The 25,766-nt window shown below is 69.8% G+C and carries 18 protein-coding genes; 12 read left to right on the forward strand and 6 right to left on the reverse strand.

The genetic code is table 11. The annotated features are described in order from the left end of the window. Positions 1–59 precede the first annotated feature (59 nt). The 4 genes from E8A74_RS29080 (at position 60) to E8A74_RS29090 (ending at position 5,249) form a co-directional block, all read left to right on the forward strand. Entirely contained in the window at positions 60–2,273 is a 2,214-nt protein-coding gene (locus E8A74_RS29080; RefSeq protein ID WP_136932348.1) for an SLC26A/SulP transporter family protein, read from the forward strand. Positions 2,274–2,292: 19 nt separating this feature from the next. Next, positions 2,293–4,398, forward strand: coding sequence for a vWA domain-containing protein (locus E8A74_RS29085; protein WP_136932349.1), 2,106 nt, complete (start codon positions 2,293–2,295; stop codon positions 4,396–4,398). Then, complete coding sequence (locus E8A74_RS52835; RefSeq protein WP_170229460.1) at positions 4,383–4,553, forward strand: hypothetical protein; 171 nt, start codon at positions 4,383–4,385, stop codon at positions 4,551–4,553. The genes E8A74_RS29085 and E8A74_RS52835 overlap by 16 nt, the downstream gene beginning before the upstream one ends. Before the next feature lie 177 nt (positions 4,554–4,730). Beyond that, positions 4,731–5,249 carry a tellurite resistance TerB family protein gene (locus tag E8A74_RS29090; RefSeq protein ID WP_136932350.1) on the forward strand — a complete coding sequence of 173 codons (519 nt, stop codon included), beginning with the start codon at positions 4,731–4,733 and terminating at the stop codon, positions 5,247–5,249. 625 nt (positions 5,250–5,874) lie between these two features. On the opposite strand, the gene E8A74_RS29095 is transcribed toward E8A74_RS29090, so the two are convergent. From E8A74_RS29095 to E8A74_RS29105, 3 genes are read right to left on the reverse strand one after another with little or no spacing between them, the layout of a single operon-like run. Further along, the gene (locus E8A74_RS29095; RefSeq protein ID WP_136932351.1) at positions 5,875–6,963 is read right to left on the reverse strand and encodes a hypothetical protein; all 1,089 of its coding nucleotides are present in this window, start codon (positions 6,961–6,963) and stop codon (positions 5,875–5,877) included. Between the two features lie 16 nt (positions 6,964–6,979). Continuing rightward, a complete protein-coding gene (locus tag E8A74_RS29100) occupies positions 6,980–7,414 on the reverse strand; it encodes a hypothetical protein (RefSeq protein WP_136932352.1) in 435 nt (144 codons plus the stop codon). Beyond that, the gene (locus E8A74_RS29105) at positions 7,390–7,707 is read right to left on the reverse strand and encodes a hypothetical protein (RefSeq protein ID WP_136932353.1); all 318 of its coding nucleotides are present in this window, start codon (positions 7,705–7,707) and stop codon (positions 7,390–7,392) included. The genes E8A74_RS29100 and E8A74_RS29105 overlap by 25 nt, the downstream gene beginning before the upstream one ends. Before the next feature lie 215 nt (positions 7,708–7,922). On the opposite strand from E8A74_RS29105, the gene E8A74_RS29110 reads away from it, so the two are divergent. The 4 genes from E8A74_RS29110 to E8A74_RS29125 are packed head-to-tail and all read left to right on the forward strand — an operon-like array spanning position 7,923 to position 19,460. Then, positions 7,923–11,141 carry a tubulin-like doman-containing protein gene (locus tag E8A74_RS29110; protein WP_136932354.1) on the forward strand — a complete coding sequence of 1,073 codons (3,219 nt, stop codon included), beginning with the start codon at positions 7,923–7,925 and terminating at the stop codon, positions 11,139–11,141. 15 nt (positions 11,142–11,156) lie between these two features. After that, positions 11,157–13,568: a hypothetical protein gene (locus E8A74_RS29115; protein WP_136932355.1), complete on the forward strand. Its 2,412-nt coding sequence runs from the start codon at positions 11,157–11,159 to the stop codon at positions 13,566–13,568. Further along, positions 13,565–16,948 (forward strand): Zn-binding domain-containing protein, encoded by a 3,384-nt coding sequence (locus tag E8A74_RS29120; protein WP_136932356.1) that lies wholly within the window; start codon positions 13,565–13,567, stop codon positions 16,946–16,948. Before E8A74_RS29115 ends, E8A74_RS29120 begins: the two co-directional genes overlap by 4 nt. A 28-nt stretch (positions 16,949–16,976) precedes the next feature. Beyond that, complete coding sequence (locus tag E8A74_RS29125) at positions 16,977–19,460, forward strand: CehA/McbA family metallohydrolase (RefSeq protein WP_136932357.1); 2,484 nt, start codon at positions 16,977–16,979, stop codon at positions 19,458–19,460. Between the two features lie 10 nt (positions 19,461–19,470). Here the strand turns inward: E8A74_RS29125 and E8A74_RS29130 are convergent, their stop codons facing one another. Further along, positions 19,471–19,914: a hypothetical protein gene (locus tag E8A74_RS29130; RefSeq protein WP_136932358.1), complete on the reverse strand. Its 444-nt coding sequence runs from the start codon at positions 19,912–19,914 to the stop codon at positions 19,471–19,473. A 146-nt stretch (positions 19,915–20,060) separates the two neighbouring features. On the opposite strand from E8A74_RS29130, the gene E8A74_RS29135 reads away from it, so the two are divergent. From E8A74_RS29135 to E8A74_RS29145, 3 genes are read left to right on the forward strand one after another with little or no spacing between them, the layout of a single operon-like run. Next, on the forward strand, positions 20,061–20,834 hold the full coding sequence (locus E8A74_RS29135) for an SDR family NAD(P)-dependent oxidoreductase (RefSeq protein ID WP_170229461.1): 774 nt from the start codon (positions 20,061–20,063) through the stop codon (positions 20,832–20,834). Positions 20,835–20,843: 9 nt separating this feature from the next. Then, a complete protein-coding gene (locus tag E8A74_RS29140; protein ID WP_136932360.1) occupies positions 20,844–21,395 on the forward strand; it encodes a hypothetical protein in 552 nt (183 codons plus the stop codon). Positions 21,396–21,447: 52 nt separating this feature from the next. Beyond that, positions 21,448–21,858 (forward strand): CBS domain-containing protein, encoded by a 411-nt coding sequence (locus E8A74_RS29145; protein WP_136932361.1) that lies wholly within the window; start codon positions 21,448–21,450, stop codon positions 21,856–21,858. A 3-nt stretch (positions 21,859–21,861) separates the two neighbouring features. On the opposite strand, the gene E8A74_RS29150 is transcribed toward E8A74_RS29145, so the two are convergent. Both E8A74_RS29150 and E8A74_RS29155 read right to left on the reverse strand, forming a co-directional pair. After that, a complete protein-coding gene (locus E8A74_RS29150) occupies positions 21,862–23,019 on the reverse strand; it encodes a sialidase family protein (RefSeq protein WP_136932362.1) in 1,158 nt (385 codons plus the stop codon). A 64-nt stretch (positions 23,020–23,083) separates the two neighbouring features. Continuing rightward, positions 23,084–23,950: a PDDEXK family nuclease gene (locus E8A74_RS29155; RefSeq protein WP_136932363.1), complete on the reverse strand. Its 867-nt coding sequence runs from the start codon at positions 23,948–23,950 to the stop codon at positions 23,084–23,086. 110 nt (positions 23,951–24,060) lie between these two features. Between E8A74_RS29155 and E8A74_RS29160 the strand changes: the two genes are divergently transcribed. Further along, the gene (locus E8A74_RS29160; RefSeq protein ID WP_232379794.1) at positions 24,061–25,665 is read left to right on the forward strand and encodes a L,D-transpeptidase; all 1,605 of its coding nucleotides are present in this window, start codon (positions 24,061–24,063) and stop codon (positions 25,663–25,665) included. Positions 25,666–25,766: the final 101 nt, after the last annotated feature.

The raw sequence follows: 25,766 nt of genomic DNA on the forward strand, positions 1-25,766 counted from the left end.
GATGGCGGCCCCCCGAGCTTCTCCCGACGACGACGATGGAAGGGCAGCAGAGTCCGCCGATGCCTTCGACGCCCGCGCCCTCCCTCGGGCGTGGGCTCCGTGGATCGCGCGTCCTGTCCGGCCTCTTCGCGGGCGCCATGTCGGGCACCCTCGTCGCCACGTTCAGCATCACGCTCGCGGCGCTCATTTTCTCCGGCAATCTGACGAGGTACCTGCCGGCGGGCATCGGCATGGCCCTCGCGGGCTCGGCCATCATCGGCGCGATCGTCGCCCTCGGCAGCTCCTACCGCGCCGTCATCGCCGCGCCGCAGGAGAACACGGCCGTCGTCCTCGCCCTCGTCGCCTCGGGGATCGGCAGTCACATCACGGCCAAGGGCGGCGATCCTTTCCCCACGATCGTCGCGGTCTGCTCGCTCTCCGCGCTCGTCACGGGGGGCCTCTTCCTCGTCCTCGGCGGCCTTCGCCTCGGCACCCTCGTCCGCTTCATCCCGTACCCCGTCGTCGGCGGGTTTCTCGCGGGCACCGGATGGCTCCTCTTCACGGGATCCATCTCGGTCATGGTGGGCACCGAGTTCTCCCTCGCGTCCTTGCCGCTGCTGCTCCGCGCGGATGCGATCGTCAACTGGGTCCCGGGCCTCACGCTCGGGCTCTTCTTGACGATCCTGCTCCGGCGCTACCACCACTTCCTGCTCTTGCCGGGCCTGCTCGTCTTCGCCGTCGCCATGTTTTACGGCGTCCTGTACGCGGCGGGCGGCACCGTCGCCGAGGCCCTCGATCGCGGCATGCTCCTCGGCCCCTTCCCGAGCGGCGCCCTCTGGCCGCCGATGGCGCCATCCGAGGCGCTACGCATCGACTGGGCCGAGATCGGCGCGAACGCGGGCAACCTCTTCGCGATCACCATGCTCGCGACGATCTCGATCCTGCTCAACGCCTCGGGCCTGGAGATCGCGACCGAGCGCGAGATCGACCTCGATCGGGAGCTCCGCGCGACGGGCATCGCGAACCTCGCGGCGGGCCTCGGCTTCGGCATGGTCGGCTACCTCTCGCTCAGCGAGTCGACCTTGAACCACAAGGCCGGCGCCGAGAGCCGCATCGCGGGCATCCTCTCCGCGTGCATCTGCGCCGCGGCCCTCTTCTTCGGCGCCTCGGTCTTCTCGTACTTCCCGAAGCCCGTTCTCGGCGGCTTGCTCGTCTTCCTCGGCGCGGGTTTCCTCCTCGAAACCCTCTACGACTCCTGGTTCCGCCTCCCGCGCGTCGAGTACGGCCTCGTCGTCATCATCCTCGTCGTCATCGCCTGGATCGGCTTCCTCCCGGGGATCGGCGTCGGCATCGTCGTCTCCTCCGTTCTCTTCGCGGTCAACTACAGCCGCATCGACGTCATCAAGCGCGCGGCGGTCGGCTCCGACGTCCGCAGCAACGTCGAGCGCAGCGCCGGGGACGAGCTCACGCTGGAGGAGCGCGGCAGGGAGCTCTACATCCTCCAGCTCCAGGGCTACATCTTCTTCGGCACTTCGTACACGCTGCTCAAGCGCGTGCACCACCGCATGCTCAGCGAAGATCCCGCTCCCACGCGGTACGTCCTGCTCGACTTCCGTCACGTCGACGGCATCGACTCCTCCGCCGTCCTCTCCTTCGTCCGCCTGCGCAAGCTCGCCGTGTCGAACGGCGTCACGCTCGTGCTCACCGACCTCCCGAGCGCCGTCCGCAACCAGCTCGAACGGGGCGGGTTTGCCGACGGATCGAGGCGCGTCCGTTTCTTCCCCGACCTCGATCATGGCCTCGAGTGGTGCGAGAACGAGGTCTTGCGCGCGGCGCCGCCGAGCCTGCTCCCGCCGACGAAGCTCATCGACGAGCTTGATCGTGTCTTCCGCACCCGCGAGTTCGTCGCGGGCTTCCTCGAATACCTCGAACGTGTCGAGGCGCCCGCGGGCTACCAGATCTACCGCCAGGGCGACGTTTCGAAGGACCTCTACCTCATCGAGTCCGGCGAGCTCACGGCCTGGCTCGAGCTCGACGGCGGCAAGACCAAGCGCCTGCGCACGATGGGCCCGGGCACCGTCGTCGGTGAGTCGGGCCTCTACCTCGGCACGCGCCGCTCGGCCACGGTCGTCACCCTCCGGCCCACGGTCCTCTATCGCCTCTCGCTCGGCGCGCTCGAGCGCATGACGCGCGAAGCGCCGCACCTCGCGGCCGCGTTCCACCAGTTCGTCGCTTGCCTGCTCGCCGAGCGGATGGTCCTCGCGACGGGCGCATCAAAGACCCTCTTCAACTGAGGCGAAAGCCCCGGGCGCCATGAACATCCTCCCGAGGCTCCTCTGCACGGCGACGATGGCCGGGACGCTCCTCGCGCCGCGCCTCGCGTCGGCCGACGGCGCGCTCCGCACGGTCCTCGTCATCGACGCCTCCTCGTCGATGCGCGGCACCGATCCCAAGGAGCTCCGCAAGGTCGCGGCCGAGCTCTTCGTCGACCTCACGCGGAGCGGCGACGAGCTCGCGGTCGTTGGCTTCGACGGCGCCGCGCGCGACGCCATGGCCTCGCTCGTCGTCGTGCGGACCCCCGACGATCGCGCCGAGATCAAGCGCGCCGTCCGCGCCGTCGGCAACGACGGCAACTGGACCGATTTCACCGCCGGCCTCGAAGGCGCGCGCCGCCTCCTCGAGGCCAAGCCGCGCGCCCCGGGCGACCAGGACCTCATCGTTTTCCTCACGGACGGCCGCTGTGATCCCGACCCGCGTGGCCCGCTGGCAGACGCCGCGCGCGCGTCCGGCGGCAAGGCCCGGGTCGAACAAGTTTGTCAGGCCAAGGTTCTCGACGACCTCGTCCCCTCCCTCGGGAAAACCCGTATCTACGCCGTCGGGTTGTCCAAGAGCGCCCCCCGCGCCTTCCTCGACGACCTCGGCCGCCGCACGGGGGGCATTGGCGTCGCGACGGACCGCCCCGACGAGCTCCCGCGCCTCTTCGCCGACATCTACGCCCGCCTCTTTGGCAGCCGCCTCTCCGAGGGCGCGTCCGCGCCTTCGATCTCGGTCCCCGTCGACGAAGGGGCGAGCTCGCTCGACCTCGTCCTCGTCGGCCCCCCAAAGCTCGGCATGCGCCTCTTCGACCCGAAGGGCGCGGAGGTCTCCACCACGGGCGACCGTCCCGGCGTGTATTTCTCGGACAACCCTGCGTACCGCCTCCTGCGCCTCGACGCCCCCGAGCCCGGCGCGTATCGCCTCGACGTCGCCGGCGGCGGCACCGGCGGCCGGTATGCGGTCCTGCAAAACCTCGACTTGCATCTCGCATTCCCGGGTTTGCCTGAGGTCCTCGAAATCGGCAAGAGCGCCACCCTGAAGCTCCGCCTCGCCACCCCGGGCGGCAAAGCCCCCTCGAAGACCTTCCTCGACCGCCACGCGTTTTCCCTCGCGGCCGTGGAAGGCGTGAACGCCTGCGACGACGTGGCCCTCGCCGCGGCGGCCCCCATTCCCCTCCGCGCGCTCCCGGACGGCTCGTTCGAGGCCACGATCACGCCCTCGAAAAAGGGTGCCTTGTGCCTCCTCGGCCGCATGAGCCCGGGGGAATCCGGCGTCCTCACGCGCGAGACGCGCAGCGCCGCCGTCCGCGTCATTCCTCCGATTCACCTGAAGGCCACCCTCACCACGCCGTTTGGCGTGATGAAACAAGGCACCGTCAACACCGCGTCGATCTCCCTCGAAGGCAGTGAGGTCGGCGAGCTCATCTTCGCCGATATCGAAAAGGAAGGCCTCGCCCCGGGGATGTCCCTCTCGCGCCGCGACGTCGAGATTGGCCCTGCCACGGCCAAGCGCCTCGATATCGCCCTCGTCGTCGGCCGCGACGCGCCCCCGGGCCCGCGCGAGATCACGCTCCGCATCGTCCCCAAGAAGCCGCAGGGCTTCGAGGATCGCGCGGTCACCGTCCGCGTCCCGGTCACGATCGTCCCGCTCACGTTTTGGGAGCGATATGGCCGCACCCTTCAAGGCGGCCTCCTCTGCCTCTTTACCTTGTTCTTGGTCCTCGGCCTCATGCTCCCGGCGCGATTCCGGCGCACGGCGATCCTCCATTACGAAGATCGCCGCGACCCCGATCTCCCGCGCCAGGCCAAGTTCCCGCTCGGGGCCAAGGCGCGCGCGGGTCTTTATCGATCGGCGCGTGTCACCGTCGGCCCGATGGGCCCCGTGCTGCGCGGCGGCGTCGTCGAGCTCCGCGCCGGCCCCGGCGGCGCCGTCCTCGCCCGTCCTGCGGCGGGCAAACGCGCGACGGAGCTCCCGCGCGACGACGATTTCAGCGCGGGCGAGCCCCGCGAGCCCCGGCTCGTGAAAGGCTGGTTCCGCGTCTCTCCGGGGGTGAAATACGCGATCGAGGGGACGGGGCTCGTCTTCTGGTGGAATCCGCGGTAGGTGGCACCGACGAGAACGGCGACTACGACCTCTACGCGTTCCTACCGGCAACGCAGTATACGCTGAGGGCGGGGTGGTTCTGCGTGATCGACGGCGGCGCGAGTCAGAAGGACTACCCGCTCGCCACGTCCAGCTTCACCACAGCCGCGCCCTGAGCGCGGAGCCTGGAAAGATCCGCTTTTCACGAGCCTTCCGTCTCTGGTACGGTCGGCGCCCCCCGCGGTGAGACCCTCCTCCACTGTGACGGAAACGACGCCCCGTCCCGCGACGATCGTGGCCCGGGGCGGCGGCACAGAATCATCACACCCAACGACGATACCATCGAGGTGAATATGACGACGAATCGAGAACTGGGGTATTTGTGGTCGCTCAAGCAGAAGTGCAACGTTGACAAATTGCCGACGCTCGAGGCGTATGATGGCTATCTGAAGGCGATTCTCACGTGCGCCAATGGAGATGGCAACCTGACGCCCGCAGAAAGAGAGTGGGTGATCGGGCATGGGTCTGCGGTGGGCGCGCTCGACTCGTTGCTGGACGAGCTCAAGACCTACAAGGCCGACGAAGACATCGAGAAGCTGCTCGCCATGAGCCCGCAGGCGGATGCTTCACGGCGCGTCCTCATTTACGACGCGGTTCGAGCTTGCAGCGCCGATGGGGAATACAACGACCGGGAAAAGGCCACGGTGCGCAAGATGGGCGCGAAGCTCGGGATTTCCGAGGATTTGATCCGCCAGATCGAAGACGTCGCCCTCGAAGAAGCCCGACTGTGGGAGCGACGGGTGAAGCTCGTGTATCCGGCGGGGACGCCTCCGACGCTGCGCGTGGACACCCCCTCGTCCGACCCGGCCTGAAACCCCCGGCGTGACACCGAGGGACCCCCCCGCGGCGCCTCCCCGGTGAGACCCGCATCCACTGTGACGGAAACGACGCCCCGACCTGCCTGGCGACGATCCTGAAAGCTCGAACCGGCGGACGACCCATCCTCGCCGAAAAAACGGCTCCGTTTTTTGTCGTCGGACCCATCCCTTTCGAAAAAATGGAAGCCGAAACGGCGACCTGTTCCTTCCTTTCCAGGCCGCGCCTCTCCTCGGCGGGCCGCGGACCGGTCGAGCGCCCGTTCGTGTCGTCGTTTTCTTGAAAACGACCCTCCCGCGGCGGACCGTGGGGAGGCGCGTCCGGCGACGGATGCGTCGCTCGGCGACGGGGGGAGAGGTTTTTTCGGCGAGGAAGGTCTCCGGCGTGATGGGACGTCCGGGGAACGCCGGACGGTGCGTCGAGAGCCTTTCCCCGGTTCCGCCGCCGCCGTTGCCCTTCTTGCCGGCGCTCGCGTCGGGAATGATCTCGTGGATCTGCGCCTCGGTGAGGCCGAGGGTCTTGAGGTCGCTCACGCGAGGGACTCGGCCTTCTTGGCCGCATCGAGGATCTCCTTCGCATTTCCGAGCGCCTTGACCCCCGGCCCGGGCCTCATCGTGATCCTCACGTCGACGGCGCGCTGCCGGTGCGCATGGCCATGAACTTGTCGCGGAGCTCGTGGAGCTCCTCGAGCTGGTGGTTGAGCTCCACGCTCGTTTCCCCCGGGGGCCGCAAGGGTTCCTTGCTCGCTTGGAGCTTTCGCTCGATGTCGGCGATCCACGGCTCGACCACGGCGAGCCCCGCCTCGGGTTCGTTGCTCCTCAGGCAGACCTTCACGTACATCTCTGGATACATCCAGCTCTCGTCTTGGCCCACGCGGACGAACTCTTCCCAGGCGTCTCGGCAGGCCTGGAATGGCGCGCGAAGACTGCAAGCTGCCATGAGGATCGCCTCGGCGGTCTTTGCCCCTATATCGAGCACACACGCCTCGAACGCCTCGCCCTCGCCCGCGCGCGCCACGAATTCCGCCTCGACCCGTCGGTAGTCGGCCTCGACATCGGCGAAGCTCCGATCGAGCGATTTTCCGTAGGTCTTGAAGACGGCATGGTGCGCCTTCCGGAACTCGTCGTAGAGCGCGTCGGCCTGCTCTTCCTCCGGGGTGATCGGGGGGGCTGCCTCGTCCTCGCGGCGGGTGTCTTGCCACGGGACGACCTCGCCCCGTTTCTGGGCCTCGAGCACGTCCCGGAGGTTCCCCAGGTCCTCGAGCTCGTGTTCGTAAAAGCGCGCCGGGTACTCCGTCCCCGTCCCCCTGGCGTCCTCGAGCAAGCGCTCGAGCTTTGTGATGAGCGGGTCGAGCACCACGAGCCCCTCGTCTGGCCGCTCGTCGTACGCACAGCAGTCTCCATAAGCCCGTGTCTTCCAGCACTCTGTTTCGATGCTCGAAAAGCCGAGACGAACCAGATCGTTCCACGCCTCGCGGCAGACCTCGAAGGGCGGATGCTTCTCATGGGCTAGCAACAGGATGTGTTCTGCGATGCGTCGTGGGATCTCCCGCACAGCGACATCGTCGTCGCCGACGCGCGCCAAAAACTCCACTTCGAGCTTGCGGAAGTCTTCCACGCCCTCGGCGAAGCTCCGGGTTCGCTCTAGCGACTTGACCAACAGAGCGCCGCACGCCCTGGCAAACGCCTCCGCCTCATCTTCCGTGGTCATCGATTCCAACCCTTGGCTACCAATCTGTGCAAGAAGCTTTGCCGTCTATCAGGTCGACATGAGCAGGCCACTTCTTGTTTTGGGGATTCGTGCACTTTTGCCAGCACGCAGTGCATCTCGTTTCATGCCACGAACGCGACCACCGGCCCCCGAGAGGTGTGCCCAGACAATTTTTCAAAGTCTCATCACACTCGTCTCTCCACTTCTGCCTCCTCGTGATCGCCTCCGCCGCCCCCACCGCGACCGTGGCCGTGACCGTCACGCCGACGGCGATCGCGAAGGCTTCGATGATGACCTCGGTGAAGACGACCGTGACGACCACGATCGTCACCACCTCCCCGATCGGCCCCCGCTCCGGCATCCCCTGCCCGTTCGCCGCTGCGGGCCTACGCAACAGGCCCTTCGCGAGGACATCCTCGGGCAACGTCATGCCGCGCAGGGCGATCCGCATGCAACCCCGACGTCCGGATTGGGCTGGCCCGTCGTCTCCACCTCCACGACACGGCCTTCCTGGTCGACCTTTATCGAGGCGTCGAGCGTGTAGTATCCGGGCTCGATGGTGCTTTTGAGCTCATCCACGCATGCCCTGAGGCGCTCTGCGGTGGCTTCAGGCACGCGCGGCCGGTCCTCGGGCGCCGAAGGACGGTAAATCCTCACCGACGAGCAGCCAAGCGGCAGGAGCGAGAGCGTCAGGCAACCGAGGAGGCCCAGGGCGAGGAGGGGGCGCCAGCGCGGACGTCGCATTTCCTGGATCGGAACAGAAGCGCCGAACGCCTGTCAATGCAGCGGTCGGGATCAGGCTGCGCCCCTTCGCCTTTGTCGGAGCCCTGACCGCCCCAGGACCAGGCCGACGTTCACGACTGCGCCACGCGCCGCCGCCGCCTGGAAAGATCCGCTTTCCACGGCCCTTCTGTCTCTGGTACGCTCTGCGCCCCCCGCTCTCGGGGAGGGGAAATCGCATGCCGCTCAGCGAAAAGAAGATCGCCCCCGCGTTTTTCATTGGCCTCGGGGGCGCGGGAGGCGCCATCGTCGACGAGCTCGCCCGCAAGGTGAAGCAGGAAGACTCGTTCGAGCGATACAAGGACCTCGTTCACTTCTTCGCGTTCGACACCGACGCCGACGACCTCGCGCGGCTCGTCTGGATCGACGCGGCCCACAAGTTCGTCCTGTCGGACTTCGACAAGCCCGAGTACGTCGAGCTCAAGCGTGGAAAGCTCCACGCCAAGCCCGATCCCCTCTTCGAGCAGTGGTGGCCCGCGTGGTATCAGCCCCGCGCGCACCGCGGCAAGGGCGCCGGCCAGATTCGCATCGAGAGCCGCCTCTCGCTCTACCACCACCTCGAAAACGATCGCGCCAAGATCCTCGAGACCCTGGAGAAGGCGATCCGGCGCGCCTACGACGTCCACAACCCCTTCCGCGCCAACAAGGCCGCCAAGATCCACATTTATGCCTCCCTCGCCGGCGGCACCGGCTCCGGCGGCTTCGCCACGATGGCGCTCACGGTCCGGCGCCTCCTCGGCGGCCAGCGTGGGCATCGCATCATCGGCACGTTCGTCCTGCCGAACGTCTTCCGCGGCAAGGGCCTGCCGCCGAACCAGTTCGACAAGATCATGTCGAACGGTTATGCGGCCCTGCAGGAGCTCGAGCTGCTCCAGAGCGCCAGCCCCGCCGCGCCCGCCCGTTTCCACTACGACCCGGACAACCCCGAGCGTGTCCTCGTCGACCGGCCGCCGTTCGATCAGGTCTATCTCGTCGAAGAGAAGACCGAGAGCGGCGTCGTTCTCGCCGACTCGCAGGAGGTCTACCCTGCGATTTCCGACGCCGCGCACGCGCAGATCTTTACTTCCATCCTCGATCGCGAGGGCTCGACGCTCGACAACGACACGCGCGAGCTCATGCAGCTCGACGAGCAGGCCTTCACGAAGTCGTTTGGCTCCTTCGGCATCGGCGCGCTCGTCCTGCCCGTGGAGGACGTCCTCGAACACGCGGCCTTGAAGCTCGGCGCGGAGCTCTTGCTCGCGGCCGTGCCCGGGGGCAGCGCGGCCCTCGGCGACGGCGCCGATCTCGACGCGGCCGATCAGGCCTTCGTTCGCGGCCTCGAGAGCAAGGCCGAAGGCAAGGGCGAAGAGTCCGAGCCGTATCGCCGCGCCGTCGAGTGGGCGCGCGGCGGCGGCAGCGGCGGCGAGGGCACGATCGGCGCGTTCCTCCGCCGCACGCGCGAGGACGTCGCCAAGCGCATCGACGAGGCCATCAAGCTGCGCGGCTGGGACGAGGCCGAGCTCTCGGCGTTCGAGCGCGACCCCGAGCGCGTCCGCTCCGAGACCGCGCAGGCCTTCGCCGCGCTCAAGGTCCAGGTCGGCAAAAGCGAGGACGCCGCGCGCGAGCGTGCGCGCGAGGCGGCGTTGCGCGTCGCGGCCGAGTCCGGCGAGCTCTCGCTCACCGAGCTCGCGAAGGACAAGGGCCCGACCGAGGCGCGCTACTTCCACGCCTTGCTCCGGCAGGCCGTCGCGGCCGAGCAGGAGACGGCGCGCAAGGCCTACGAGCGTGGCCTCGTCCTCACGGACGGCCGCCTCGGCGAGGACTTCAAGCGCCGCGTCGACGAGCTCGCCGCGGCCGCGCCCGAGACGCTGCTCGAAAAACTCCCGGGCCGGGAAAACGATTACTTCGAGGTCGCCGCCTCCTTCGCCGGCTGGTATCGCGACGTGCTCGACGGCCTGCGCGCCCGTATCCGCGCGAATGCCTTGATCGAATACTTCTCGGCTGTCCTGCGCGAGCTCGATCGCCGCCGTTTGTCGAGCTTCCATTTCTTCGCGCGGGTCGATCGCATTCAGCGCCGCCTCGAAGAGCGCGCGGCTCGTATCGTCGCCGCGGGCGGCCGGCGGCACGAGGGCGGCGACGCGAATCGTTACGTCCTCGATGTCGAGGTCCTCCAGGATCACCGCACCGGCCGTCGCTTGTGGGATCACCTTTATGCGCGCCTCGTGCGCCCGAGTGATCTCCAGCTCTCCGGCGCGCTCTCGCGCCTCGCGACGGTCGCGAGCCAGGGCGGTGCGGAACAGGACATCGAGCGCCGCATCATCGACGACCTCGTGCAGCTCGCCTCGGCCGCGCTGCGCGCCCGCATCGCGGGCGGCCTCGAAGAGCGCGGTTTGCGTATCGACGAAGAGCTTCGTTTCGAGGCCCAGCTCGTCTCGGCCACGCGCAGGCTCGAGCGCCGCGGCGGCCCGCTCCCGCCCGCGTCCGATCCGCAGTGGATCGAGGAAGCGCGCCGCACGCCCGAGGATGAAATCCAGAAATACGTCAAGGACAAGCTCGAATTCGCGGCTGCGAAATGCGCGCCTTTCCTGACGCTCGGCGCGGGCGCGCCGCTCCTGCCCGACAAGGCGTACGTCGTCATGCACGGCGATTACGAGCGCACGCTCGGGCCCATGCTCGCGCACCTCGCCACGCACCGCGTCGATCGTGGCCAGATCGTCGCTTCGGACCACCCGTACGAGATCATCTTCTACCTCGCGCGGCTCGGCTGCCCGCTGCACGCCGTGAAGAGTTTGTCCGATTATGAGCGCCGGTACCGCGCCGTGAAGGACAAGGAACTCGCCGAGGGCGCGAAGGTGCCGGGGTTGCCCAAGGGCGTCCCGCAGATCCCGCTGCACATCGATCGCAACTGGGAGGGCGCGCCGGACACGGAGACGCGCCTCTTCCGCATCTCGATCGACGGCGTGCGCGAGAACGACTCCAAGCTCGCCTGGACCGAGCGGCTCTCGCATGTCCAGAAGAAGGCCAGCGAGGAGCAGGTCCGCACGGACGACATCCGGGATTTCACGCTCGCCATTGCGTTTGGTATCATCCGCCGCACCGAGGGCGTCTACCTGATCGAGGACCCGGACCTCCCGGAGGAGCGCCGCAAGCTCGGCAAATTCCGCGACCAGGCCTTTACGAGTTACAGCGGCCGTATCGACGCGCAAAAGACCTGGGTGCGTCGCGCGTATGCCGCAGCGCTCCTCCGGATCGAGGAAGACCGCAACCTCGCCGCGCTCGTCTCGCTCGTCGCGGCGCACGTCGCCGACATCGAGCGCCTGGTCAAGCTCGCCGACGGTGCGGGCGGCAAACCCGAGCTCGACCACCTCGCCCGCGAGCTCGAATGCCTCGCGGGGTTCCGCCGGGAAAAAGGGCTCTGAGGCCCCGGGGGGCGCGTGCGCGGAATCGACGATCGAACGAGGCGCCCCACGCTGCTCGTCGGCGTGGGCGCCTTCGGCCGTGACGTCGCGCGCGCGGCCCGCGGCGCCTCGCTCGTCGCGCTCGACGTCGCCCTCGGCGCGGACGGCAAAACGGACGGCGCCGCGCTCGATCCTTCCGCGAAAGATCCATATACGCCCGTCGTGAAGCGCGCCGAGGACGCCCTCGCCGCGCTGCTCGACGTCGGCCATTACCTCGGCTCCTCGTCCCCCACGGACCCGCGTGGCCCGCTCTGCGACGTCCTCGTCGTCGCCGACCTCGGCGAGTCGTCCGTCGCGCCCCTCGTCGCGCCCCTCGCCGCCGCGCTCGCCTCGGGCCTGCGCCGCGCCTTTTCGGCCATCCTCCGCTCCGGCGACGGCGCGCTCGTCGTTTGCCCCCTCCTGGTTTGCCCCCGCGCCGGCGATCGAGCCGTCATGGCGCGCGCCGCCTCGTCCCTCGCCGAGCTGTCCCGCCAAACCTCCTCCTCGGCGCGCGCGCGCCTCGGCGGCCGCGTGTATCTCGTCGAGGACCAGAGCGGCAAATACCTCCTCTCCCGCGCCGAGATGGTCCGCTCCTTTGCCGCGTTCCTCTCGACCTTGTGCTTGCCGCCCGTGCGCGACGACGATCGCGGCGTTCGTCGCCTCGTCGAGGACGACGGGCCGCCGGGCACCTTCGCCACCTTTGCCTGCGCGAGCCTCGTCTTTGATCACGCGGCGCTCTCACGGATCGCTGCTGCGCGCCTCGGCCGCGAAATCCTCGCGCTCCTCCGCGCGCCCGTGGATCCGGCCGCGCTCGACATTGCCTCGCTCGCCGCGCCGCTCGTCCCCACGCAGAGCCGCCTCGACACCGAGCTCGGCGAGGCCGAGCCGCTCGCCGAATGGCTCGCGCCGCCGACGATCGACGTCCCCCCGATCGAATGGGACGACGATCCCGAGACGCTCCTCGAACGCAAATTCGGCTCCCTCTACCGGGCGCGCGCCGAGGCCACGATCGCCGCGTTCCGGGACGAGGTCGAGCGGTTCCGCATGGACAAACTCGCGGCCGCGCTCGAACAACGCGGCAAGGTCCGCCTCGAAGGCGGCGCGCGCGCCATCGAGACGCGTGTCGCCGAGCTCGTCGCCGAGCGCCCCACGGGCCACGCGCGGGCGCTCTTGGTTTTACGGGACGCACGCACCCGGGCCAAGGGGTACCTCGACGAGGTCGTCCGCGCGATCGAGGCGCCCGAGCTCTCGCCGCTCCCGGCCTCGCCGCTCGCGGAAAAACTCGCGGCCCTGGAGGAGGCCATCTCCTACCGCCCGCGCCCGCGCCGCATGGTCGTCCTCGGCGCGGCCCTCGGCCTCGTCTCCGCGCTCCTCCTCTCGGGCGTGCTCGTCTCTTCCTATCGCGCCCTGCTCGCGCCTTTCCCACCTTTTTTCGACGCCGTCTCGCCTTTGCCGGCCGGCCGCCTCCGCCCTTTTTTCACCCCGCCCGTCCCGCTCCTCGCCGGCGTCGCCCTCTCGGCCTATTCGACGGGCTATCGGCTCTGGAAGCACCGCAAACGCCACCACAACTGGGCCTGCGAAGCCAGGGACGACCTCGCGCAGTCGATCGCGCGGCACATCCGCGAAGACCTCGTCGGCCATTACGAGCGCCGCTTGCATTACGCGCGCCTCCTCTGGGTCCAGCGCGTCCTCGCCCACCTCCTCGGCCGCATCGAGCAGGCCCTCGCCGCCCTCGAAGCCACGCGCGCAGCCCTCGCCGCCGCCGACCGCGCCTTGCACCGCGAAGAACACGAGGGCGAGCGAAACCTCTTTTCCGGGGGCATGCTCGCCTCCTCGGTCTTGCACGCCTCCATCGTCGGCCCCGACGACGTCGACGCCATTTACGCTGAAATTCGCCCGCCCGAGCCGAGCGCCGCGGCCGAACGCTGGCTCCGCGAGAGCCTCGCCGAGCGCCCCTGGACCGAGGCACCGTTCGCGGCGCACGACGACCTCCTCGCCTTTTGCCGCGCCGAGCTCGAATCCTTCGAGAAGACCTCGCCCTTCGAGGAAGGCAAATCCGCGCTGCACAAGGCTGCCGAAGCCTCGGCCAAGGGCTTCCTCCGCCGCCTCTTCCTCAAGCTCTCGCCCGGCCTCGAGCTCGCCCCGAAATATGCGGCCGAGGCACCCGCTCCGCTCCGTCTCCTCTTCGCGCCGCCCGAGGCGCGCAAGCTCGTCGACGCCACGCTCGCCGAGGGCGGCTTCGAGGGCGCCTGGGACGTGCGCGCGCTCTCTCCGGATCCCGGTTCGATCCTGCTCGTCGTCGCGCGCACCGGCCTGCCGCTCGAAGCGCTCGCCCTCGCGCAGCCAGACGATGGGGGTTCCGCTCGGACGAACCGAGCTGCGCCCCCAAATCCCCCGGAGGAATCGTGATCGACGCGCTCCTCACGCTCCTCGGCGAATTGTCGCGCCTCGCCCAGGCCAAACCCATTCGCACGAGCCTCGGCGGCATGGCCGTCGCCCTCGCGATCCTCCTTTACCTCGGTGCCCTCGCCAAAGCTCGCTTCGAGCTCCGCGCCGTCCGCGTCTCCACCGGCCCTCTTTTTGCGCTCGCCGGCCTCGTCGTCCTCGCGCTCTCGCTCGTCGTGGCGCTCGTCGACGCCCTGCTCGCCCATTACGACATGCTCCTCATCGAGGAGCGCGTGCTTTTGCTCCTCGCGCCGGGGGAGGGGTGGGAAGCTTATGAGGCCTTGCGCCGGATCCTCGCCCTCGCCGCGGGTGGGCGATTCATGCTCCCCGGCCCCGTGCATGTGCCGCTCGCCTTGCTCCTCGGCGCCGTGGTGTACCTCGGCCTCGTGTTCTGGGCCGCGCGCACGCTCGAAGAGCTCGGCTCGCTCGAACAGAAGCCCGACGACGTCCTCGCGCGCGAGCGGCTCGAACAGCAAAAAGCCATCGCCAAGGCCCTGGCCGAGGGGCGGCCGCTCCCGGTCAAACCCGTCGAGAGCGCGCCGCTCGCCGACGATCGCTTCGGCCGCGTCTTCAAGCTCCTCGGCCACTGGACGAGCGTCGAATACGTCGAGGCGCGTTTCGTGCGCTGGCAAGGCCCGCTCGTGTGGGCCCTTTCCGGCCTCGCCGCGCTCGCCCTCCCGGCTGCGCTCGCGGGGCATTTCCCAGCCCCGCTCTGGGTCGGCGCTGCGATTGCGCTCGACGGCCTGCGCAGAAACCTCGCGACCCGCACGAAGAGCCCCGACCCGCCCGAGGCGGAGAAAAAGGAAGAACCGCCCGCGCCGAAGCCCGAGCTCCGCCCGCTCGTCGAGGCCATTCATGCGGCCCAGGGCCCCTTGCTCCTTCCCCCCGAGACGCCCGGCGTCGAGCCCGCCCGTATCTCGCCCGGGACCGATTTACGCGCCAAACGTCTGCTCGACGATCTCTCGCGCGAGCTCGGCGCCGCAAAGGGGCTTTACGTCCACCAGGGCCTCGCGTGCGACGCCTTCGAGGATCGGAAGAACATCCTCCTCTGCACGCCGCCGCTCTCGGGAAAAACCACGACCCTCGACCTGCTCCTGTTTTACGCGCTCCTCGTCGAGGCCGAGAACGTCCTTTGGCTCGCGCCCTCCGCCGCCGCCGCGCGCGTGGCCGAGCGGCGTGTCCTCGCGCGGGCCGAGGCCTTGCGCTGGAAATGGAACGTCCACGCCGCGAACATCGCGTCCGGCGCGGGCGCGGCCGATCCCACGCACGCATCACCGTCGCTCGTCTTCGCCGACCCCGAGGGCGTGCACCGCGAGCTTTGCGGCCGACAGAAGGAATGGTCCGCGTTCCTCGGCGGCCTCGGCCTCGTCATCCTTCCGGACCTCGAAGAATGGCACGGCGCCCCCGGCGCGCACCTCGCCTTGCTCCTCCGCCGCCTCCGCCGCGCCGCCTCGCGCGCCTCCTCTCGCACCTTCGAGCGAGGCGAGCGGATTCGTTTCCTTTGCACGGCCGATCCATCCTTTCGCGACCTCGGCCAGCTCGGCGAGCGCCTCGTCGGCCGCCCCATGCTCGTGCTCGGCCCCGAGGTCGACGGCGCGCCGCGTCCGCCGATCGTCTCGTATTTCCTCCCCCCGCGCCCGCGCGCCCAGGCCGATGTCCATCCCGCCGTGCGCGCGCTCGGCGAATCCCTCGCGCAGGGTTTTTCCGCGGAGCTCTTCGGGTATGACGACGTCCTCTCGCGGGCCGACGTCGCGCGGGCAAACGAATGGACCCTCGGCCGCGACGTCGCGACCCGCGGCCGCGCCTTCGCCGAAGAACGCCACGAGCTCTCGCGCGCCCTCTCCGAGGCCGAAGTCGTCATCGCCCGCGTCCGCGCCGCGACCTACGGAAAGAGCCCGATCCTCGCCGCCCACGTCGGCTTTCGCGCCGCCACCGTGCCCGAAGCGCGCGTCGCCGCCCTCGGCGCCGGCGAGCGTGTCGGCAAGGCCATCGCGCCTCCGAAGCCCGAGCCCAAAGAGGTTTCGCCGGCAGAGCCGGAAACCCAGCAATCACCTGGCGAGCTTCAGGCCGACGCCATCGCGCAGGCGGATCTCGAACGGAAAGTCCTCGTCCTCTGGCAGCCCGATCCCGACCCGTTCTCCTCGCTCCTCGCGGCCGAGCGCCCGCTCTTCCGCCACCCCGACCTCGACCTCGGCTGCGCGCTCGTCGTGGATCCGCTCGCTGAGGCCATTCAACGCGCGCACCTCCGGGCGGCGCTCGTCGAGGCCTCGTGGACCGAAGACGAGCTCGCCGCGGACTTCTCGCGCCCCCTCGTGCAACATGAGCTTTCCCCCGCGGAAGGCACCTCCATGGAGGCCACGCGCCTCGCGCGGACCGCGCATACCGTCCTCGATCCGGAGACCGGCGAGCGCCGCGAGGTCCTCCGGATCTCCGCGGCCGGCGAGGCGCACCCGGCCCTTTGCTTCGACGTCGCGGCCGAGCCTGCGCGGCTCGTCGATCGCCACACGGGCGAGGTCCTCTACGGCGTCGAGCGCGCGCGTATGCTCTCGGCCGCGTATCCCGGCCGTATCTTCGTTTTTCGCGGCGGCCGGTACGTGGTCAAACCCGCCTCCGAGCAGGACGGCCTCGCTGCCGGCCGCGTCGCGTGCGAGCGCGAAGAGCGTTTGCTCGTCACGAGCCCCATTCGTGAGGTCTCCGTCACGCCGATCGAGCGCCGCAAAGAAGCGTCGTCGAAGGAGGGTAGGGAAGGGGAGCGCGCCGAGCGCCGCGCCGAGCCGCTCCGATCGCTCGGCGGCGCGCAATTCGTCTTCGAGCGCAGGCTCGTCGAGGTCGAGGAGCAGAGCCTCGGCCTGCGCCGCCACGGCCCCGACGGAAAGCCGCGCGACGTGACCCTCTACGCCGAGCCGCTCGTGCATCGTTATGCCACGAAGGCCGCGGTCCTCGCCCTGCCCGAGACCTCGTTCGGTGCGATCGGCGAGGGCACGCTCCACGCGCTCGTGCACCTCTTCCGCGTCACCTTGCCCGCGTTCGTGTGGTGCCGCGAGGAGGACCTGCTCATCGTGCGCGCTGCGCGTTTCGGCGCCGCCGCGACCCCTGCGATCGCATTCGTCGACGCGCATCCGGGCGGCGTGGGTTTCTCCGAGGCGGTGACGCTCGATGTCCTGCGCGTGGTCGCCGGGTTTTCCCTGGCGATCGTCGAGCGATGCCCCGCGCGCTGCGCCGCGCCGGAAGGGTGCCCCTCGTGCCTGCAAATCCCGCAATGCCACGCGGCGCCGGGGGACGAGACGAAGCTCGACAAGCGGGGGGTGCGGGAGCTGCTCGGAAAGATCCTCGGCCGGGGCTAGCGCCTTTCGGGTATCCTCGCGCCCCTCGATGCGTTTCTCCTCCCCGTTCGTCCTCGCGTTCACTGCGCTCGCCGCCTCCTGCGCCGCCGCGCCCACCGGCCCCACGGGCGGCGCTGCCTCGGATCCTCCCGAGGAGCCGCCCGCGCCCGTCGTCCCGCGCGAGGTCCCCGTCGAACCGCCGAGCGGCGCGCTCGGCACAGCCGCGCCCGTCGTGTCGCGCGAAGCCGTCCCGCTCAAAGGGTTGCGGGTCGACGCCCGCCCGGGCGATTTCGTCCTCTCGCACGCGGGCCGCGTCGCCGTCGTCTCCGCGCGCGGCCACCTCGTCGATTATGGCCCCGAAGGCGGCGCGGATGGAATGGTCTCCCTGCAATCCATTCTCCAGATCGGCCTCGGCGTCGCGGCCACCGACGTCGTCCGCGTGGAGCTCGTCGGCGAAAAGAAAAATGTCGTCCGCGTCGATCGCGCTGTGCGTGGACAGCCCCTCTCGCACGTGAGTTTTTATTTCTTCGGCCCGGGGGATGCGCTCTGGATCGAGAGCGTCGCCGTCGCCGCGCCCGAGATCGAGCCCGTCGATCCGGGCCCCGTCGGCGCCGCCAAGCGTCTCCCCGCGCTCGCCGTCACCCTCGGCGAGAACATTCATTGGGGCAACGTGCCCACCTGGGTCGAGGGCGCCGGCCCCGTCGCCAGCGCCCTGCATCTGCGGACCGAGTTCGTCGCCCGCCACAGCCTCGGCACCGCGTACGCCTTGTGCTCCGCGGAGGGCCCGCTCCTCGCCCGCTTCGGCTCGCCCGAATACGGGTTTTTCGAGGCCGCCTTCACCGGCGAGCGGGTCGTCCCCGTCGTCCACGCCGGCGCCTCCGAGCGACGCCGCGTCGCCGTCACCCTGAGCGACCGCTCCTCCGGCGACGCCGCGCTCGCTTTGCCCTGCCGCGCGCCCGCCGCCCGCCGCCGCGTCTCCCTTCCCACGATCCCCGTGCGCGGCGCCCGCGTCGAGCTCGCCCGCTGCGACGCGGCCGGTCGCCGCCGCGTGTATGCCGAGCTCGCCGCCGACGAGCGCATGTTTGGCAAGACAGACCGCGCGGTCGACCTGCCCGAGGGCTGCATCGACGCCCGCCTCGTCGCGCCGGGCCACGCTCCGGGCCCGTGGATTCGCGTCGAATCCATCGCCGCCGAGGTGGCTCGCGCCAAACCCTCCGCCGGGCGTCTCCGGATTGCCGCGACCGAAGGGGGTAAACCCATCCCTGCGCGGCTCCTCGTGCGCGGAAAGGAAGGCACCCCCGATCCCGACTGGGGCGACGAGCCCCTCGCCGGCGCGGCCCTCAACGTCGTGTACCTCGACCGCGGCGAGCGTGACCTCTTCCTCCCGCCCGGCAAATACCACGTCGCCCTCACGCGCGGCTTTTCGTACACGGCCCACGAGGAGGACATCGAGGTGGCCGCGGGCCGCGACGTCTCCGTCCGCGCGAAGCTCGAACGTGTCGTTGATACAAAGGGGTTCGTCTCGGCGGACCTGCACCTCCACGCCGAGCCTTCCCCCGACGCCCCCGCGCCGCTCGCCGAGCGCGTGCGCAGCCTCGTCTCCGTGGGCGTCGACGTCGCGGTGGCGACCGATCACAACGCCGTCACCGATTACGGCCCCACGATCCGCGAGATGGGCCTCGCCGGGGATCTCATGAGCATCGTCGGCGACGAGGTCACCTCATCCGCCTGGGGTCATTTCAACGTCTTCCCGCTCCTCCCCGCATCCATGCCGCTCCCTTGGATCGGCGTCCTGCCGGCCGAGATCTTCGCCGCCGCGCGGGCGCAAAAACCGTATGGCACGAGCACGCTCCTCCAGGTGAACCACCCGCGCTGGGGCGGCATCGGTTATTTCGAGCTCCTCCGCCTCGACACGGACGACCTCAAGGGCTCACTCGACCGCTCCCCGATCGCCGACATGGGCTTTGATCTGCTCGAAGTCTACAACGGCGACCATTCTCGTTACATCGCCGGCGTGGAGCCGGTCCTGCGCGACTGGTATGTGCTGCTCGACGCCGGCTTCCGCGTCGTCGGCACGGGCAACTCCGATTCGCACAAGCTCGTCTATCACGAGGCGGGTTTGCCCCGGAACATGGTGTTCGTCGGGAACGACGGAAAAGCCCCGGTCTCGGAGGCGGCCTTCGTGGACGCGCTGCGGAAGGGAAATGTCAGCGTCTCGGGAGGGCCCTTCGTCCGGATCGAGGTCGGCGGAAAAGCAATGGGCGAGACGATCGCGCCGGGCGAGGCCGAGGTCGTCGTACGCGTCGACGCGCCGCCGTGGATCGAGGTCGATCGGATCGAGCTCGTCAAGCGCGGAAAAACCCTGCGGACCTTCCCGGTCGCCGGCCGCAAGGGCCCGATCGAGCAACGCAGCCGCGAGACGTTCGAGAAGGGCGACTGGATCCTCGCCATCGCGCGCGGCAACAAGCCCATGGACGCCTACGTGCCCGGCGTCCCGCCGCTCTCGTTCACGAACCCCGTCTTCGTGCGTTGAGGAAAAACCCTCAGCGCGCGGGCGCGCTCGGGCACGCGAGGGCGGCCTTCGCTTGCCGCGCGTAACGCTCCTCCACCGCGCGCTTCAGGATGGGCTCGTCGACGAACGGGAGCTCGCCGTCCTTGCGCCACCCTTCGAGCACGCGCGTCGTGGCCGCCTGGCAGGGCATCTCCTGCCGGATCGCCCGGCAGATCAGCGCCTCCAGGCTCCTCGCGTCGCGCACCGTGCAGGCCTTCGTGTCCTCGCAGTCCTTCGCCGCGTCCTCGCCGCAGGGCCGGCAGTCAAAGGCGTCGAGGTGCTCCTTGGAGGTCAAAGGACACGCCGCGAGATCCTCGCAGGCCTCCGTGGTGCAGGCGGGCAGCTCGGGGACGGCCGGCGTCTTCGGCGTCTCGCGCGGGGCGCTCGCTCCGCTGCCCCCGCACGAGACGGCGAGCCCCGCGAGAGCCAAACCCATGACGCACCACGCACCCAACCGCCCGAACGCTCGTTTGCCGCCGCGCCGCATCGCCGCGAGGCTATCGCAGGGCCGGGCTCGAAGGGAAGGCTCGGCTCGTGTTTGTCGGCTTGTCGTCGGGCCGCGTTCGTTTTATGCGGAAGACCGTGGATCTGGAACTACAGGGCTCCGTCGTCTTCGTGACCGGCGCCTCCGGCGGCATCGGCAACGAGATATGCCGCGCGTTCCTCGAAGAGGGCGCCTCCGTCGTCGCCTTCTCGCGCCACGGCATGCCCGATGGAGACCCCGCGCGCGCCGTCTCGCTCATGGGCGACGTGCGTGATCCCGCCGCCATGGACCAGGCCATGCGCGACGCCGAGGCGAGGTTCGGCCGGGTCGACGTCTGCGTCGCGTGCGCCGGCATCTGGCCGCCCGACGCGACGCCGCTGCACGAGATGGATCCCGCGCGCGCCCGCGACGTGGTCGAGACGAACCTGCTCGGCGCCCTTTGGACCGCGCGCGCATTCCTCGCCTCCCTCGCGCGAAAAGGCCCCCGTGAAGGCGAACGCGGCGCGAGCCTCGTCTTCGTCGGCTCCACCGCCGGCCGTTTCGGCGAACGCGGGCACAGCGAGTATGCGGCCAGCAAGGCCGGGCTCCGGGGCCTCATGCTTTCGCTGAAGAACGAGATCGTATCGCTCGATCCGCGCGGCCGCGTGAACCTGGTCGAGCCGGGCTGGACCGTGACGCCGATGGTCGAGGCGTGCCTCGCGCAGCACGGCGCGCTCGAGACCACGCTGCGGACGATGCCGCTCCAAAAGCTCGCGACCCCGACGGACGTCGCGCGGGCGGTCCTGTTTCTTTCGTCTCCCGCGATGGCGGGGCACCTCTCGGGCGAGGCGCTCCTCGTCGCCGGCGGAATGGAGGGGCGCGTGCTCTGGTGAGCCCGGCGCGTGCCGATGCAAGACCTCGTCCAGACGTTCCACGACCGGTTCGGCATCCTCCCGCCGGAGGGCATGCTGCCCACGGGTCCGCTCCGTCCTTTTGACGGGACGGCGACGCTCGTCGGCTCCGAGGTCGCGCACGCGCACGGCGTCGCCCTCGCGCAGGACGAAATCGGCCCGTTTCTCCGGACGGCCCCCGAGGGATACTTGCTCGTCGGCTTCTGGGGGCACGGCGTGCAGAGCCACGCCTTTTATTACGTCCGCGTCGACGCGCAAAGCCGCGTCTATTTCCGCCTCCCGCACGGCGGCGTGTACATGGACAACGAGCGCGCGGCGCAGCGCATTCGCGTGTTTTTGACCCGGTATTTTGCGATCGAGCCCGTCCTTCGCACCCGGACGACCTCGTTCGTCGCGGTCGACGCCATGGGCGAGGCGCGATACCGGCTCGTCGGCAAGGACGGAACGAAGGTCGAGCTCGATCGCAGCCTGCTCGTCGACGCCTCGTTCGAGGAGCGATTCGCCCCCGTCCTGCCTCCCCCCGCGCCACGTGACGTCTCGTGATACGTTGCTCCGTGCTTGCGAAGCGCGTCGCGTCGCGGTACCGCGTTACCGCATGGGAACGCGCCGCATCGTCCGCACGTACATGACCCGGAGCCCGCTGACCGTCCCGCGCACGACCACCATGGCGCGCGCGATGAAGCTGCTCGACGAGCACAACTTCCGGCACCTGCCGATCGTCGACGAGGCCGGCAAGCTCATCGGCCTTTTGTCGGAGCGCGAGCTCAAGATCGTGGAGAACATGCGCGTCGTCGACGCGGGCATGGCCTGCGTCGAGGACTTCATCCTGGGCCCGCCCTACAGCGTCTCGCCCGAGACCCCGCTCGCCGAGGTCACGCGCACCATGGCCGAGAAGAAATACGGCTCGGCCGTGGTCGTCGAGGGCGATACGGTCGTGGGCCTTTTCACGACGGTGGACGCGCTCCGGGCCCTGACCACGATGCTCGACGAGGTCGAGGGCGGCTAGTCCTCATTGCACCACGCCCGGCAAGGTGCCCGGGCCATACCGCGCGACGACGCCCTTGCGGCGCACGCCCGCGGCCTTCGGTGCATAAAAATCGCCCCCCACGGTCCAGAACGAGCCTTTCCCGTCCGACCAGGCCGCGTGCAGGTCGTCGTACGGCTCGATCACGAACTCGTCGATCCACGCCCCATCCACGAGCCGCTGCTTTTGCCCGCCGTCGCCCACGAGGAGCGCCGAGCCCGAGGGGCCGCAGGCGACGCCGCTCACGAGGTTCGTCAGGGAAACGTTCACTTCGGAAAAATCGTCCCCGTCCGAGCGGAGCACGACGGCGCCGCCGACGGCGTACACCTCCTTTGCCCCGCACCCGGACACGGTGAGCAGCTTGCCCTGCGTGGGCGCAGGTTCGACGAGCGACCACGCCGCGCCTTTTTTGCGCCAGATCGTTCCTTTCTCGCCCACGGCATACAGATCCTCCGGCGTGTTGCCCCAGATCTTGTAGAGCGTGCGGCCGAGGGGCGCGCCGGGCAGCGGCTCGGGCTTCCAGGTCGCGCCGTCCCAGCGGAGGACGATGTCGTTTGGCGCGCCAATCCCCCCGCCGGGCGTGCCGCCGACGGCGAAGGCCTCGGTCTTCGAGAAGGCCATGACGCCCCAAAGCGTCGCCTCCACGCCAGACGTGTGCTCCGTGAACGACGCGCCGTCCCAGTGCGTGATGCGCCCTCGTTCTCCGACGAACCACACGTCGTCGGGGCCCGTGCCGTGCACCCACCAGTACGTCTCGGCGCCGCCCGGGGAGAGCCGCTTCCACGCGGCGCCGTCGAAATGCACGACGAGCGTCTCGAATCCGTCATTGCCGAGCGGCCCTCCGACGGCGAACACGTGCGAGGGGCTCGCGCCCCAGATCGAGAGCACCGCGCCGTCGAGGTCCTGCGCATCGAGCACGGTTTGCCAGGCCGAGGGCCCCGGATCTCCGCCGCTTCCGCCCATCCCGCCCGCACCACCGTCGCCGCCCGCGCCTCCGCTGCCCGCGTCGCCGCCCTGGCCGCCTGCGCCGCTGCTTTGCTGGGCTCCGCTCGACGCCGCGCCGCCGGAGGCCTCGGAGGGGCCGCAGGCGGGCAGGACGAACAACGTGGCGAGGGTCAGGGGCAGGGCGAGGGCGCGAGGCATGGGGAGCCATCGTGCCTCATCGAGGTTGCGAGCGTAAAGAGCCGCGCCCGCGCGTGGAAAATGCTCAAGGCTCCGCGAAGACCTCGTCGATCATCGTCGCGGAGAGCAGGCGCAGGATCCACGCGTCGAGCATGGCGCGGCTGGCCCCGGTGATGCGCGCGTCGGCGTCCGCTGAAATCTCGCCGAAGCGAGCCCGGAGCAAGGTCCGGAGCGCTTCGCGGCGGCCTTCGTCGCGGCCTTCATCGCGGCCTTCGTCGCGTGCGCTTTCCTTCAGCTTTGCGAGCTCCGTGTTTCCTTTTCGTTCGAGCGCGCGCACCACCTCGAGCTCCGCGTTTTGCGCGTCGAGCAGCGCGCGCACCGCAATGGGCCGCACGAAGCACGGATCTTCGAGCATGCCGTCCAAGAGGAGCGGCACGAACGCGTGTTTCTCCGTCGACCACTCGCAGACCTCGCGGCGCTTGACGAAGATCGCGAATACTCGACGAACGCCGCGCTCCGCGAGATCCTCGGCCTTCTCGACCACGTCGCGCACGCTCTGCTCGTTCACGATCTCGAACGAGATCTCCTCCAGGAAACGCCGCCCGGTGGCCGGATCCTGCCCTTCCCGCCGGATCGACAGGTCGGTCGCGAAGTTCGAGCCTTCGGACACGCGGGTGAGCAGCTCCGTCGAGGGCCGGTAGCCCGGTCGGACGTGCGGGAGGATCAAAAAATCCAGGCTCGTCTGCAGGTCCGCGTGAGGTTCGAGCGCCGGCTGCGCGACGACCTTGCGGCCGCGGATCATCTCGTCCCGCGTCGTCTCGGGCATGACGATGTGCTCGTCGACCGGCGGAAAACGCCCCGGGCGGGAGCCTGACGGAGGGAACGACAGCGCCGCGCCGCCGCCGCGCGACGGCGCGAGGAGGACCGTCGACCGATCCGGCTTGGGATCCATGCCCCTCAACCTAGCAGATGCGAACCCCCTCCGGGAGCCCCAAAACGCGCTTCTCGCCCTCCGCGGGCAAACCCCTCGCGTCCGCCGAGGATCGGCTATAGTCCCCCGCCGTGGACGCGCGCCGAACGCCCCCGAACGAGGTGCCGCGAGCGCGTTTCTTCGCGTTCGTCCTGGCCCTTGCCGTGTTCGTCGGGTGTGGCGCGCCCGACGAGCCGCCGGGACGCTCTGTCGAGGGGCCGGAGCCGGCCGTGCCTGTGGCGTCGCTCGCTTCGGGCGGCGCGCTCCCGCTCCCGCCCGAGCCCTCGGCCGCGAGCGAGCCCGAGCCCGAGGGCCCCGCGCCGGCGGACCTCGAGCCGGGCCAGGGCCACGAGCTCGCCAGCATCGCGATGCGCAACTTCGTGTACATCGCGCCCGATTACCAGTCCACGCGGCTCGGATACCTGCGCGCAGGCGCCATCGTCCCGCGCGCCGCCGAGCCAGCCGGGTTCAAGCGGTGCAAGGGCGGCTTTTATCGGATCGACCCGCGTGGCTACGTCTGCGTGGGCACGGGCGCGACGCTCGACACGAAGCACCCGATCGCCCTCGCGGCCGTCCGCGGCCCGCGCCGGGGCGAGCCTTTCCCGTACCATTACGTCGTTTCGCGCAGCCCCCCGCCGCACCTCTACGTCCACCTCCCCACGCCCGAGGAGCAACGCACCGTCGAGGGCCGCCCCCTCGGCGCCCGCGGCATGAATGCCTGGATCGTGCAGGAGATTGGCAGGACGATCGGCGACGCCGATCCGATCTCCGCGTTCCTCGAATCCGGTCGTGATTTGCCGAAGCCCGCGGGCGCCGAGGAGAAGGTCCGGTTCCACGCGCACCGCGGCCGCGCGAAGGCGCGATCGGCCTTCGGGCTGATGGCCTCCTTCGATTGGACGGGCCGCCGCTTCGGCCTCACGACCGAGCTCGACCTCGTGCCGATCGATCGCACGCGGCCCGCGCACGTCTCCGAGCTGCGCGGCGTCGTCTTCAAGGCCCCGGGCGTGCCGGCATTCGTCATGCACCAGGGACTCCGGGCGCTCCGGCCCGACGAAGAGGGCAAGCTCCGGCCCGCGGAGTACGTCCCTTTCCGGAGCGGCTGGGTGCTCACGGGGCGCGCGTCGAGCGGCGGCGCGCACCGCGCCGAGGGCAAACCGGGCGAGGCGCTCGCGGCCTACCTGGAGACCACCGAGGGCGTGTGGCTCGCGGCGAGCAGCCTGCGGGTCGGACGGCTCGGGCAGGATCTCTGGGGCCACGCGAAGCGCGGTAAGCGCTGGATCGATATCTCGATCGAGCTGCAGATGCTCGTCGCGTATGAGGGAAATACGCCGGTGTTCGCCACGCTCGTCTCCACGGGCAAGGGCGGGCTCTCGGACCCGGAGATCACGGGCGCCACGGTCCAGGGCACGTTTTTCGTGCAATCGAAGCACGTCACGGCGACGATGGACGGCGATCCGGCGAGCGAGGCCGCCTTCGAACTCCACGACGTGCCTTACGTCCAGTACTTCCACCAGAATTACGCCATTCACGGCGCTTACTGGCACGACGAATTCGGCAAGGCGCGCAGCAATGGCTGCGTGAACGTCTCGCCCGCAGACGCGGCCTGGCTCTTCGAGTTCACCGATCCGCCCGTCCCGGCCGCGTGGCACGGCGCGATGACGCCCGCGGGCGGTACGCTCGTGTACGTCCATCCTTGAACAGGCGCTCCCTGGAGAGCACGATTGGTACCCGCGCTTCCCACTTGATCCTTCTTCCCAGCATGGGTTAGATCTTCGAGATTTCGTGTCTCATTTTTCGC

Origin of the sequence: Polyangium fumosum, from assembly GCF_005144585.1 — a bacterium.
Classification (GTDB): Bacteria; Myxococcota_A; Polyangia; order Polyangiales; family Polyangiaceae; genus Polyangium; species Polyangium fumosum.